The 13,633-nt window shown below is 33.2% G+C and carries 11 protein-coding genes; 9 read left to right on the top strand and 2 right to left on the bottom strand.

Annotated features, from left to right (window positions below; genetic code table 11):
* Nucleotides 1-135: 135 nt before the first annotated feature.
* The 9 genes from PP176A_RS10405 to PP176A_RS10445 all read left to right on the top strand — a co-directional run bounded on the left by PP176A_RS10405 (nt 136) and on the right by PP176A_RS10445 (nt 11,592).
* A complete protein-coding gene (locus PP176A_RS10405) occupies nt 136-1,188 on the top strand; it encodes a flagellin N-terminal helical domain-containing protein (RefSeq protein ID WP_071140414.1) in 1,053 nt (350 codons plus the stop codon).
* Between the two features lie 241 nt (nt 1,189-1,429).
* Complete coding sequence (locus PP176A_RS10410; protein WP_071140415.1) at nt 1,430-3,103, top strand: PucR family transcriptional regulator; 1,674 nt, start codon at nt 1,430-1,432, stop codon at nt 3,101-3,103.
* A gap of 352 nt (nt 3,104-3,455) precedes the next feature.
* Nucleotides 3,456-4,394, top strand: coding sequence for an ornithine carbamoyltransferase (argF, locus tag PP176A_RS10415; protein ID WP_071140416.1), 939 nt, complete (start codon nt 3,456-3,458; stop codon nt 4,392-4,394).
* Nucleotides 4,395-4,430: 36 nt separating this feature from the next.
* On the top strand, nt 4,431-5,372 hold the full coding sequence (gene arcC / locus PP176A_RS10420) for a carbamate kinase (RefSeq protein ID WP_071140417.1): 942 nt from the start codon (nt 4,431-4,433) through the stop codon (nt 5,370-5,372).
* Nucleotides 5,373-5,475: 103 nt separating this feature from the next.
* A complete protein-coding gene (locus PP176A_RS10425) occupies nt 5,476-6,942 on the top strand; it encodes an APC family permease (RefSeq protein ID WP_071140418.1) in 1,467 nt (488 codons plus the stop codon).
* A gap of 45 nt (nt 6,943-6,987) precedes the next feature.
* Nucleotides 6,988-8,454 (top strand): APC family permease, encoded by a 1,467-nt coding sequence (locus tag PP176A_RS10430; RefSeq protein ID WP_071140419.1) that lies wholly within the window; start codon nt 6,988-6,990, stop codon nt 8,452-8,454.
* A gap of 44 nt (nt 8,455-8,498) precedes the next feature.
* On the top strand, nt 8,499-9,353 hold the full coding sequence (locus PP176A_RS10435; protein WP_071140420.1) for a dimethylarginine dimethylaminohydrolase family protein: 855 nt from the start codon (nt 8,499-8,501) through the stop codon (nt 9,351-9,353).
* Nucleotides 9,354-9,495: 142 nt separating this feature from the next.
* On the top strand, nt 9,496-11,334 hold the full coding sequence (locus PP176A_RS10440; RefSeq protein WP_071140421.1) for a motility associated factor glycosyltransferase family protein: 1,839 nt from the start codon (nt 9,496-9,498) through the stop codon (nt 11,332-11,334).
* Between the two features lie 60 nt (nt 11,335-11,394).
* Nucleotides 11,395-11,592 carry a YjfB family protein gene (locus PP176A_RS10445; protein WP_071140422.1) on the top strand — a complete coding sequence of 66 codons (198 nt, stop codon included), beginning with the start codon at nt 11,395-11,397 and terminating at the stop codon, nt 11,590-11,592.
* 62 nt (nt 11,593-11,654) lie between these two features.
* On the opposite strand, the gene PP176A_RS10450 is transcribed toward PP176A_RS10445, so the two are convergent.
* Nucleotides 11,655-12,638 carry an ABC transporter ATP-binding protein gene (locus PP176A_RS10450; protein WP_071140423.1) on the bottom strand — a complete coding sequence of 328 codons (984 nt, stop codon included), beginning with the start codon at nt 12,636-12,638 and terminating at the stop codon, nt 11,655-11,657.
* Complete coding sequence (locus PP176A_RS10455) at nt 12,628-13,617, bottom strand: ABC transporter ATP-binding protein (protein WP_071140424.1); 990 nt, start codon at nt 13,615-13,617, stop codon at nt 12,628-12,630. The genes PP176A_RS10450 and PP176A_RS10455 overlap by 11 nt, the downstream gene beginning before the upstream one ends.
* Nucleotides 13,618-13,633: the final 16 nt, after the last annotated feature.

Consider the following 13,633-nt stretch of genomic DNA (forward strand, 5'->3'; position numbering starts at 1 on the left):
GCAGCCACACACAAATTGACTCATTTTTATTTTGGTATCAACAGGACTGCGCATACCCGGGTAAGCAGAACCTGTTATATATAAATTTGGTGAGAAAGGAAGCTCACTTAAAAAAATTCAAGGAGGGAATATATAATGAGAATTAATAACAATTTAATGGCAATGAATGCCCACAGACAGTTAGGAATCAATAACGACAGTGTAGCAAAATCTTTGGAGAAATTGTCATCAGGGTATAGGATCAACAGAGCAGGAGACGATGCAGCAGGATTGTCAATATCAGAAAAAATGAGAGGCCAGATAAGAGGACTTAATATGGCATCAAAGAATGCTCAAGACGACATATCCCTTATTCAGACATCAGAAGGTGCGTTAAACGAAACTCATGCTATCCTTCAAAGAATGAGAGAATTGGCAGTTCAGTCAGCAAACGATACAAACGTTACAATAGATCGTCAAGCATTACAAGCAGAAGTTGATCAATTAGGATCAGAAATCTCAAGAATATCAAGAGATACAGAGTTTAACACTCAAAAATTGTTAGACGGTTCATTCCAAGATAAGGTATTTCATATAGGAGCCAATGAAGGACAAAACATAAAACTAAGTGTAGGAAGCATTGATGGGAAGTATTTGGGAATTCAGACACAATATAAGGCTGATGGTTCCGGACTAAAAGAAGTAAATGCTTCGGGAGTTGTTTCAGGAGATAATGTTGCTGTATTCAGAAATGTAGGAGATGTTCTTATATCTGGATCTTCAGGGGTTGAAGAAGTACTTGCAAATACGGCAGGATATTATGTATTGGATGGTTCAGGAAATGTTACGAAGGAGTTATTCCGTACTGCAGATGCGACATTTGCAAGCGGTGAATTGGTAACATTGGGAGTTAATATTTATTCACAAGCGACAGCAGATAAATCAATTACACAGATCAATAATGCTCTTGACAAAGTATCGGCAGAAAGATCAAAATTAGGAGCATATCAAAACAGATTGGAACATACTATCAAGAATCTTGATAATGTAGCAGAAAACTTACAGGCATCAGAATCAAGAATCAGAGACGTAGATATGGCAAAAGAAATGATGGAATTTACAAAACAAAACATACTTCAACAAGCGGCAACAGCAATGCTTGCTCAAGCAAATCAAGCACCGCAAACAGTACTTCAATTGTTAAAATAGTATATATCAGCTATTAAAGGCAGAGGATAAAATCTTCTGCCTAATTTTTTTTGACATAAATGGCTATGATTTTTTTATGCTGTTTTGGGCAATTAAGTATGCCACCTTGGTTATTTAAAAATTGATATTTTAGTTTTATATTATGTTATAATAACATCATCTAAGTATAATTATGAGGATGTATTTATTTTTATAGCTTATATTATTTTAATATAAATAACATTTTAAGGGGGCATCTTTTATGTATACTACGGTTAGAGAAATTATGAATTTAGAACCATTTTCTGATGCTCAGATAATTTCAGGAATTGGAGGAATGGATAACATAATAAAGTCAGTAACGGTGATGGATCTTCCTGATTTGGGTAATTGGCTTAAAGGCTACGAACTTGTTCTGGCTAATGGATATACTATTAAAGATGATATTTGCAATCAAAGAAAATTAATTATGGATTTAAAAGAAAAGAATTCTTCTGCATTAGCCATAAAGTTAAAAAGATTCTTAGATGAAATTCCAGAAGAGGTTAAAGATCTGTCAAATAAATTTGACATTCCTATCATTGTAGTTTCAAATAGTTTTAGCTGGATAGATATTATAGATCCTGTAGTTCAATCCATTGTAAATAAGCAACACAAAATAATTGATGAAACAATAAAAATACAAAATGAAATTATGAAGGTAACTTTAGAAGGAGGAGATTTAAATAATATTTGTTCTTTTGTTAGTAAGGTTATAGAAAAACCTCTGTCAATATTGGATGTAAAATTTGATTTGCTTGGGTATTCCGATAATTTCAGCTGGGAAATGTCTTTAAAGGGTATAAATAATCACGGCTTATTTTTAAGAAATATGATGTCTGAAAGCAAAGAAATAAATTTAAATTATTATGTTTATTTTAATAAGTATCTAAACGAGTATAATAAGAAATTATTTCTTCTGCCAATAGAACATTATAATAAACTTTATGGTTACATTGCAATTGTTGCAGACGTTAATTTTACTGAAATGTCTGAAATTGATATAGCAAGACTTCAAAGCATTTCAGTCATGTGTGCTCTTGAGATAATAAAAAAAGAAGAATCAAGAAATATAGGCAGAAGGTTTCGCAATGCCTTCTTGGCGGAATTGATAGAAGGTAATTATAGACTACAGGAAGAGATAATCGAAAGAGCTAAATTGATAGATATAAAAATTTATGATGAATATATACTTGTATTATTTAATTTAGATATATTTAGCAATTATGCTTTGATTCAAGAGAAAAATAGAAATAAATTTCAATTTGATATAAACAACTTAATAGATGTATTAAAAGAGAACATATTTGAATTGAAGAATGTGATGTTTTATGATAAAGGGAATATTCTTATAGGTTTTTTACCGAATATATCTGAAATTTCAGAGAATTATAAGGAAATAATATTAAAAATCAGATCATATATGTATAAATGTCTGAAAAAAGGTAAGATAAATATTGGAGTTAGTGATTGGTCTCCGGTTTATAAGCTCAAAGAAGCTTATAATAAAGCATATATTTCCCTTAAGGTTAGTGACTTTTTTAATAACAACAATTGTGTATTCTATGATGAACTGGGAATATTAAAATTTTTTATTGAAAAAAATGGAGATATAAATTTTGATTTTATAGACGATTTTTATGGGCAGACTATACAGCCTTTAGTTGTATATGACAAAAAAAATAATACGAATTTGCTTGATACTCTTAAAAATTATCTAATAAATGATTGTTCTATCATTAAAACAGCTCAGTCTTTGTTTATACATGAAAATACTTTAAGGGCAAGATTGTTTAGAATAGAAAGTTTAACGGGAAAATCCGTAAAAAATAATGATGACTTGTTTGATTTGAATTTGGGAATGAGGATATATTTTTTTGTTTTAAATAAGAGTTAAGGTGCTAATTATTAAAAACCATATGAATTTTAGTATTTTAGGGCTATTGCCCTTTTTTTATAACCCATAGGGAAATCATAATTTCCTTAGTGTAAATTTCTCGTCAAATGGGTTTCAAAAAAGGCTTCTTTAATTTATTGATGCTTCGATTGAAGCCTTTTTTATTTTATATCATTTCTATAGATTGTTTGGACTTCTTTCCTTATATGAATACTTAGTTGTAGAAACATACAATTTATATTCCATTATATTGTAGGAAACGAGTATGTAAGTAGGTACTGAAGAGTTGTAAAATATCGTTAAAGATTGAATATAAAAATACTAATCTTTAATACAGGAAGGAGAGAAGAAAATGCGAGACAAATTTAGAGGAAAGGATTATTTAGGATTTAAAGACTTTACTAAGGAGGAAATAGAACACCTTTTAAGCATTGCTCAAGATTTAAAAAGAAAGTGGACAATGAGAGAACCCCATGAATATTTAAAAGGAAAAAGTTATGCTATGATATTTGAAAAAAAATCAACAAGGACGAGAAATTCATTCCATGCGGGGGCAGCTGCATTAGGAGCACAATCATTTTATTTGAGGCCGGATGAAATGCAGTTAAGCAGAGGAGAACCTATAAAGGATACTGCAAGAATATTGGACAGATATTTTGATGGGCTTTATATAAGAACCTTTGGTCAGGAAATAGTAGAAGAATTTGCTAAATATATGAAAAATCCTGTTATTAATGCTTTAACATCATTGGAACATCCGTGTCAAGGCTTAGCAGATCTTCTTACAATTCGTGAAAAAAAAGGAGAATTTAAGGGACTCAAGATTTGTTATGCAGGAGACATATATAATGTTTGTCATTCATTAATGCTGGGAGCAGCTATGTTTGGTATGGACATGTATATAGCTACACCTAAAGGGTATGGTGCAGAGCCTTCAATAGTGGAAATGGCAAGAAAACATGCTGCTTTATCAGGTTCTAAGATTGTATTTACGGATGATTTTGATAAGGCACTGAAAGATGCTGATATAGTATATGGAAATACATGGCATAGTATGGGAGAAAACGAAGAACAAAAAGAACAGAGAATTAAAGACTTTATGCCATATCAAATCAACAGTGAAGCAATGAGCAAGGCAAGGAAAGATGCAATATTTATGCATTGCTTACCAGGATACAGAGGGGAAGATATGACTGATGAAGTTATTGAGGGACCTCAATCTGTAGTATGGGATGAAGGAGAAAACAGAATGCATGCTGTAAAGGCGGTATTAGTTGCAACTTCCCTTTAATAAGGTTTACTATTTATTATAAAAAGGAGAATTGTCATGGGAGACAGAATAGTTATTGCTCTCGGAGGAAATGCATTGCAGACAGTCGATGGTTCGCCAACTTTTGAATCACAAATGAAGGCTTGCCAACAAACGGCTGAAAAAATAGCTGAACTCTTGGAAAAAAATTATGAGTTGATCATTACTCATGGAAATGGACCTCAGGTAGGGAATATAGTTATACAAAATGAAATATCAAATAGTTCCAGAACTCCCTCAATGCCTTTACATGTGTGTGGCGCAATGAGCCAAGGGGAAATAGGATACTGGCTTCAACAGTCCATATTGAATGAGATTTATACAAAAAATATAAATAAGTCAGTGTGTACTATAATAAGTCAAGTTGTTGTTGATGAGAATGATAAAGCATTTGAATCTCCGTCAAAACCAATAGGGCCATTCTATGATGAAATTGAAGCAAAAAAAATATCGGATGAAAAGGGATATATTATGAAGGAAGATGCGGGAAGAGGATGGCGAAGAGTTGTTGCTTCTCCGGTACCGGTAAACCTTGTTGAAAAAGATGCAATAAGACTATTGATAAGTGAAGGTATAGTAACAATAGTTGGCGGCGGTGGCGGAATTCCAGTTGTAAAAGAAGATAATCGTATTAAGGGAGTATCAGCAGTTATTGACAAAGATCTAACTTCTGAAATGATTGCAGAGATGATAGACGCAGATATATTATTGATTTTAACCGCAGTAGATAACGTTTCCATTAACTTTAATAAACCTAATCAACAACCTATATATTCAATGAATATTGATGATGCTAAAAGATATATAAAAGAAGGACAGTTTGCTCCTGGAAGTATGCTTCCCAAGATAAAGGCGGCTATTAAGTTTGTAACCTCAAAAAGAGGGCGAAAGTGCATTATAACATCTTTGGAAAAGGCAGTTAATGCAATAGAAGGTAAATCGGGAACTTTGATTTCATGATTTAAAGATAATTAAATTGCATATCAAGTGCTAAAATGATTTTTTTAGCACTTGATATGTGGTATTACAATTTATTTTTAACTAAAGTGAAAGGAGTTGAAATATGGAAAATTTAGCTGATAACAGAGAAATTGACGGTAAACAAGATTTATCAAAATCTATGAATTTCAGCGGACTTCTGGGGATGGGTATCGGGTGTATATTTGGCTCTTCTTGGTTGGTGATGGCCGGAACATGGCTTGATATATCAGGAGGACCAATCAATGCAATAATTGCCTTTGTTCTTTGCCTTGTAGTAGAACTTCCTCTGGCATTGTCATATCTTGAAGCAGTGCCCATGATTCCTTTGGCAGGAGGAGAAATGGTATATTCATATCTTGCTTTTGGAGGATTTGCAGGAATGATAGCAGGATGGTTTGGCGCAGTAGTTAATATTGTACTTTGTGCTTGGGAGTCTTTAGCAATAGCTAAGATGATAGGATATTTGTTTCCTTCGGTAAAGACAGTAGGAACCTTGTACACTATCAGTGGATTTAATGTTACAGTACCGTTAACGATTTTAAGCCTGGGAGTTATATGGACCATTAGTTTTATAAATTACAGAGGAGTAAAAATATCAGGAAAATTTCAAACTGCTACAACGACAACAGTGTTAGGGTTAACAATTATTTCTACAATAGTGGGTTTGACTAAATTTGATTTTGCAAATTTGCAACCGTTGACAGTAAAGCCTGTATCAAAGGGGGCATTAGGTATGCTGGCAATATTACCTTTTTCTTTGGCAGGTTGGGAGAATATAGCTAAAGGTGCAGAGGAAGCGAATCTGAGCATTTCAAGGAAAAAAGTAGGAATTGCTGTTGTTATTTCTTTGATATTTCCTATATTCATGTATGTTTTAACATTAATTGTACCTACAGGTATTGTACCATGGCAGAAATTAGTAAATACGGATGTTGCTTATGCTTTTGCACTAAAATCAGTGGGATATCCGGTATTTGGCATACTTCTCATAGTTGCAGCATGTATAGGAGTAATAGGTGTGTGTAATTCAGTATTCTACGGGGCAACAAGGTTATTGTATTCCATGGGAAAGGTTGGGCTGATACCAAAAAAATTTGCATATGTCCATCCCAAATACAAGACTCCTACATTTACGATAATATTTGTTTCAGTTATAGCTTCCATTGCTCCGTTCATTGGAACGGCAGCGTTTATGCCGTTAGTTGATATTGCCGCTTTTTCCTATATAGTTTTGTGGGGTTCCACTCTAGCATCTGTATTAAGGCTGAGAAAAACTCAGCCTAATTTGGACAGGCCGGCCAAAATGCCAGGAGGGAAACTTGTAGGATATGGAGGCCTTATAATCTCTATAGTTTTACTCCTTGTAATATTGGTTCCTATAAGTCCGGGTTCATTAGCTTGGCCCAGTGAATATTTGCTTCTTGTCGGTTTAATAGTATTGGGAATAATATTATATCATTTTAGAGATAAAAATATTTCAGAAGATATTAAGGCTAAGATGATTTTAGGTGATATAAGTAAGCAGATAATTGAAAGAGAGAAAAATTAAATAATTAAATAGATGAAATCTAAAAACTATGAAAGGAGATGAACCATGGGAAATTTAAATGATAAAGCAGCTAAAGACAAGCAAGAATTGTCTAAATCTATTAGTTTTGTTGGATTTTTAGGAATGGGTATTGGCTGTGTGTTTGGAGCGTCCTGGTTAATAATGACCGGAACATGGCTTAATGCTGCAGGAGGACCAATCAATGCAATAATTGCCTTTGTTCTTTGCCTTGTAGTGGAACTACCTCTGGCATTGTCATACCTTGAGGCGGTGCCTATGATTCCTTTGGCAGGAGGAGAAATGGTATATTCCTATCTTGCCTTTGGAGGATTCGCAGGAATGATAGCAGGATGGTTTGGCGCAGTAGTTAATATCATACTTTGTGCTTGGGAATCAATAGCAATAACAAAAATGGTAGGATATTTGTTTCCTTCGGTAAAGACAGTAGGAACATTGTATACGATCAGTGGATTTAATGTTACAGTACCGTTAATTATTTTAGGTTTAGCGGTAATATGGGGAATTGCTTTTATTCAATATAAAGGAGTTAAGATATCAACTAAATTTCAAACAGGTACGACAATTACAGTCATAAGTTTAGTTATTGTTTCTACGATAGTGGGTTTAACAAGATTTAATTCTGTAAATTTACAACCTTTGACTATAAAACCCATGTCTAAAGGGACCCTGAGTTTACTTGTAATGTTACCTTTTTCTGTTGCAGGATGGGAAACAATATCAAAAGGCGCAGAGGAAGCAAATCTAAGCATTTCAAGAAAAAAAGTAGGCGCTGCTGTTGTTATTTCCTTAATCTTTTCTATAAGTATGTATATAATAACGTTAATTGTACCGGCTGGGGTTGTTCCATGGAGGGATTTATTGAAATCTGACGTGCCATTTGCTACAGCAATGAGATCTGCTGGCGCCCCTATATTTGGTATACTTCTTATACTAGCAGCATGTGTGGGAGTAATAGGAGTTTATAATTCAGTATTCTATGGAGCAACAAGGCTTTTGTATTCTATGGGAGAAGTTGGATTGATACCAAAAAAGTTTGCATATGTCCATCCCAAATACAAGACTCCTACATTTACAATAATATTTGTTTCAGTTATAGCTTCTATTGCCCCATTCATTGGTAGTGCAGCTTTAATACCTTTGATTGATGTGGCTTCCTTTGCTTATATAGTTTTGTGGGGGTCTACTTTAGCATCTGTATTAAGGCTAAGAAAAACTCAGCCCGATTTAGACAGGCCTGCAAAGATGCCCGGAGATAAACTGGCAGGATATGTTGGATTGATAATAGCTTTAATATTACTTCTCATAATACTGATTCCTACAAGTCCCGGTTCATTGGCATGGCCGAGTGAATATCTTCTTCTTATCGGTTTAATAGCATTAGGGACAATATTATATATTTTTAGAGACAAGAGCGTTTCAAAAGATGAAAAGTACAAAATGATTTTAGGAGATATAAGTAAACAGATAATTATAAGGGATGAAAAAAGTTAAATGGCTAAGGTATTTATTTTAAAATATAAAAGGAGGAGTTATTTATGGAAAAGAAATATGTAAGAAATGCTACAGGTGTTTTAAAAAAGGTTTTGCTTTGCCCACCAACATATTTTGAATTTGAGCCTATTAATGTTATAACTGAAGATTGGCTGAAAAAAGGGCAAAAAGCTGATAAAAAAGCATGTTTGAGAGAACATGAGGAGTTTGCACAAGCTTATAGGGAAAACGGTGTAGAAGTTGTGATGATGGACCCCACACCAGGATTGACTTATGAAGTATTTGCAAGAGATTTCGGAGGAATGGTTGCGGAAGGATTTATAATGGGCAATTTCAGAGAGCCTTGCAGAAAGGGAGAAACAGCAGTTTACGAAGCAAAGATGAAAGAACTTGGAGTACCTAATATAGCAAGATGTACTGCGGGTGCTTATGAAGGCGGAGATTTTTGGATGCTTGATGAATATACTTTGGCTCATGGAGTTGTGGCAAGGACTGATTGGGATGGACTAAATAATGTAAAAAGACAAGTGGCTGAAATAGGGTACAATATGATAGGAATTCCATGTTTAAGACAAAATCTCCATTTAGATATGTGCTTCAATATTGTAGCTGAAAAAACGGCTGTTGTATGTAAAGAAGCCATTCCCGATTTCTTTTTGAAGATGTTGGAAAGAAGAGGATTTACTTTGATTAATGTAAACCAAGAGGGAGTTTATAGACATTACTGCAATCTTCAAGCTCTTGGAAACAATAAGGTTCTTACATTTAGCAACAATAAAGAGGTAAATAAACAGCTTAGAGCTTTGGGAATAGAAGTTATAACCGTTGATTTAGTTGAGATATTAAAAGGTGGCGGCGGACCTCATTGCATGACATTTCCGCTTGAAAGGGAAATATAAAGAAGATCAGCCAAATAAAACATTAATCAGCCAAGATCTTAATTTGATCTTGGCTGATTGATGTTTTTTTATAATTTTTATAAATATTTCACATAAAATTACCGATAACATTTAAAGAACTATATATAGAAGGACTGATAAAATGGATATCAATATAATCAATAACAATTTTAAAATACTAAAACTTATGGGATATAACAACATAAAATTGTCTGATTCTTTTAATATAGAGGAAACAAAGGACGGATTTCATACATACAAGTATATTGATGAAAACGGGAAGTCTGTTTATATGCACAGTAAATATAATATTAAAAGAGAAGTTGATTCTGTTTTGGAAAATATAGATTTTAATAGGGATGCACTATATTTAGTTTATGGTTTAGGGTTGGGATATCATATAAAAGAGTTGAAGAAGAGAATCAGCAGTAAAAGCTATATTTTTGTTATAGAAAAAGATATGAGCGTAATATCTACATATATTAAAAATGAAGATTTTAGAGAGATATTTGGAAGCAATATTTTGTTTTTATTCGGAAGTGAAGATGATATATTGACATTATTCAACAACAAAATCTTTGCTTTTAATACTATGCCTCTTTTGGGGAACTTAACATATGTTATACTGCCTTCCTATAATAGAATATATGGGAAATGGATAAACAGCATGAATAGTAAGATTATGGATATTGTTAAGCACTCATTTTTTATGTTGGGAAATGATATGAAAGATACCATAATAGGAATAGAAAATAATTTTGAAAATATAAAAGAATTAATTGAGAGTCCGAGTATAGAAAAAATTAAAGATAAATATAAAAAAGTCCCGGCGATAATAGTTTCTGCAGGCCCTTCTCTTGATAAGAATGTTGACAAGCTTAAAGAGGCTCAAGGTAAATGCCTTATTATTGCAACGGATGCAGTACTTACGACATTGAAAAAGCGTGGAATTGTTCCGGATGGAGTGGTTAGTATTGAGAGAGGGGAAGCAACTTATGAAAAATTTTATAAAGATAAAAATATAGATAAAAGAATTGTATTTATAGGCCCTCCCGTAGTGAAAAAAGAATTGTTTCATGAATTAAGGGATAATAAAAAACTTATTTGTTTAAAAAAATATGAAAAAATCAATGAATGGATAAATAATGATATATTAAATGAAAATAGATTGTTGAGTATGGGAACTTCCTGTGCTCATGTGGCCTTTTCTTTTGTTAAATATATAGGAGCTGATCCCGTTGTATTTATAGGTCAGGATTTAGCCTATACTTCAGAGGGTGTTACTCATTCTCAAGATGTGGAAGTTAGGACTAAAAAAAATTTGGAAGAAGAAAAGGATATAGTATTTGTAAGGGGTATGAATGGAGAAGAACTTCCTACAAATAGAGTATTCAAAAACTTTTTGACTTGGTATGAACTTCAAATAGCAAACGACAACAGCGGGAGAGAATATATAAATGCTACAGAAGGCGGTGCATTAATTAAAGGTGCTCAATCTATGAAATTAGATGATGTAATAAATAAATATTGTAAAAAGAAAATTATACCGCTTTATGATATTGTTCCTGAAGGAAGGTTTGATGAAAAAAAATATAAAAAGACCTTGGAAAAAATTGAAGAATTATATCAATATTTTGATGATATCAGGAGGGAAGCAGAAGAACAGATAATAAGATTGAATGAAATAAAGGAAAGAGATAATATAAAGAAGATATTAAAAGAATTGAATAAAGCAGCAAAATTGGAACAGCTCTGCATATCCAACGGCGTTTCAAGAACAATGTTTCAACCTGTTATAATGATGTCGGCGAGCAGGATAAAAATGTTAGGGAATGAATTGACAAGGGATAATGTAAAAGCTAATCTAATTATTCAAAAAAATATGGCGATAGGAATATTGGGAGGCTGCCATGCATTACAAAATTCTGTTTCCAAGATAATTGATAGGTTGAAGTCCGATATTCAGTGTAAAAAAGAATAGAAAAAGCGCGTCAAATAAAAAAAATTTTAGAATAACAGAATAAATAAAGGAGCTGATAAAATGGACATACCATCTCTATCCATAGCCCTAAGCCAATCCAAACTCTACCAAGAAGTAGGAGTATCCGTCATGGAAATGGCTATGGATTCAATAAAAATGCAGGGTACAGATTTGACTAAAATGATGGAAACAACCACAAAAATTATGCAGCAATCTGTAAATCCTAATATAGGAGGAAATATAGATATTTCTATTTAAGCGGGAATTAAATCTAATCTGACTGATGGACAAGGCATTCGTCTACATGCCTGTCCACGGTCTTAATACAAATGGCAGGCTACCATGTGCTCCGATTCTTTTTCTATTAATTTTGGTTCTATTTCATGACATTGCTTCATTCTATATTTACATCTGGTTACAAATTTGCAGCCTGATGGCGGGTTAAGGGGACTGGGTACATCTCCCTCTAAGGTTATGATTGAATTCTTTTTAGCCATTTTTGGATCAGGTTCAAGAACTGATGACAAAAGAGCTTGAGTGTAAGGATGAAGGGGATGTTTATATATATCATCACTATTTCCTATTTCAACCAATTTACCCAAATACATTACCCCTATTCTATGGGATATATGCCTTACCATAGATAAATCATGAGCAATAAACAAATATGTTAATCCCATTTCATTTTGTAAATCTTCCAACATGTTGACTACTTGTGCCTGAATGGATACATCAAGAGCCGATATAGGCTCATCACATAATATAAATTCAGGATTACTTGATAATGCTCTTGCTATACCTATTCTTTGTCTCTGTCCTCCGCTGAATTCATGAGGGTATCTATCCATATGGCTTTTTCCCAGCCCTACCTTTTCTAATAGCTCTAAAACTCTTTCTTTACGTTCTTTTTTACTTCCTATATGATAAACATCCAAAGGTTCGGAAATTAAATCCTGTACAGTTAAAGTCGGATTGAGAGATGCATATGGGTCTTGAAATATCATCTGCATTTTTCTTCTGTAAAGCCTTAAATCCGGCTCCTTTAATTTAGCTATATTTTTTCCTCTATAGAGAATTTCACCATCTGTTATATCAAAGAGTCTGATAATACTTCTGCCTGTGGTAGATTTACCGCAGCCGGATTCACCTACCAATCCTAAAGTTTCTCCTTCATTTATATGGAAGCTCACATTGTCTACAGCCTTTAGGTATTGAGGTTTACTTATGAAAGATGATTTTTTTACCGGAAAATATTTTTTTAAGTTTTTTACTTCTATTAATTTTTCCTTTTCCTTATTTTCCATTATATTCATCTCCTTTATCTAAAATCCAACACATAGCCCTATGATTATTTTTTTCATAATATTTAGGCTGTTGTTTTTTGCATATATTCATTACATAAGGACATCGTCCCGAAAAAGGACAACCTTCGATTGTCTTAGATAAATCAGGAGGATTACCCTTTATTGGTATAAGCCTTTGCTTTCCTTCTGTACCTTTCTTTGGTAAGGATTGAAGCAGACCTTTTGTATATGGGTGCATGGGATTATAGAATATATCGTCCACAGTTCCTTCTTCCATGATAAGTCCTCCATACATAACTATTACCTTAGAACATGTGTTAGCTACTACTCCTAAATCATGAGTTATTAAAATAATTGAGGCGCTCATCTTTTCCTTTAATTCCATCAATAATTTCAGTATTTGAGCCTGAATGGTGACATCCAAAGCCGTAGTAGGTTCATCCGCTATAAGTAATTCCGGTTCGCAACTTAATGCCATAGCAATAATAGCTCTTTGTCTCATGCCACCGCTGAATTCATGGGGATAATTATTGTATCTTTCCTCTGGTGAAGGAATTCCTACTATTCGAAGCATTTCTATGGCTTTATTTTTAGCTTCATTTTTTCCTAATCTCTGATGTCTCCTTATTACATCAGAGATTTGATGCCCTACCGTGAATACCGGATTAAGTGAAGTCATAGGATCTTGAAATATCATAGCTATATCATTGCCACGGATTTTCATCATTTCTTTTTCGGTTTTATCTGCAAGATTTTCTCCTTTGTATATAATCTCCCCATTTGTAATTTTCCCTGTTCCTTTAAGTAATTTGATTATGGACATAGAAGTAATGGATTTTCCGCTTCCTGATTCTCCGACTATTCCAATGACCTCTCCTTTTCCCACTTCAAATGAAACTCCGCGAATTACTTTAATTTCACCACTATTATTGAAAAAGGAGACCTTTAAATCCTTCAAACTTAATAAGGGTTCTTTCAAATTAATTCCTCCTTTT

It is taken from the genome of Sporanaerobacter sp. PP17-6a (genome assembly GCF_900095615.1).
Taxonomy (GTDB): Bacteria; Bacillota; Clostridia; order Tissierellales; family Acidilutibacteraceae; genus Acidilutibacter; species Acidilutibacter cellobiosedens.

Coding starts and splice junctions, on each gene's coding strand:
- PP176A_RS10405 (WP_071140414.1), top strand. CDS start 136: ATGAGAATTAATAACAATTTAATGGCAATGAATGCCCACAGACAGTTA.
- PP176A_RS10410 (WP_071140415.1), top strand. CDS start 1,430: ATGTATACTACGGTTAGAGAAATTATGAATTTAGAACCATTTTCTGAT.
- argF (WP_071140416.1), top strand. CDS start 3,456: ATGCGAGACAAATTTAGAGGAAAGGATTATTTAGGATTTAAAGACTTT.
- arcC (WP_071140417.1), top strand. CDS start 4,431: ATGGGAGACAGAATAGTTATTGCTCTCGGAGGAAATGCATTGCAGACA.
- PP176A_RS10425 (WP_071140418.1), top strand. CDS start 5,476: ATGGAAAATTTAGCTGATAACAGAGAAATTGACGGTAAACAAGATTTA.
- PP176A_RS10430 (WP_071140419.1), top strand. CDS start 6,988: ATGGGAAATTTAAATGATAAAGCAGCTAAAGACAAGCAAGAATTGTCT.
- PP176A_RS10435 (WP_071140420.1), top strand. CDS start 8,499: ATGGAAAAGAAATATGTAAGAAATGCTACAGGTGTTTTAAAAAAGGTT.
- PP176A_RS10440 (WP_071140421.1), top strand. CDS start 9,496: ATGGATATCAATATAATCAATAACAATTTTAAAATACTAAAACTTATG.
- PP176A_RS10445 (WP_071140422.1), top strand. CDS start 11,395: ATGGACATACCATCTCTATCCATAGCCCTAAGCCAATCCAAACTCTAC.
- PP176A_RS10450 (WP_071140423.1), bottom strand. CDS start 12,638: ATGGAAAATAAGGAAAAGGAAAAATTAATAGAAGTAAAAAACTTAAAA.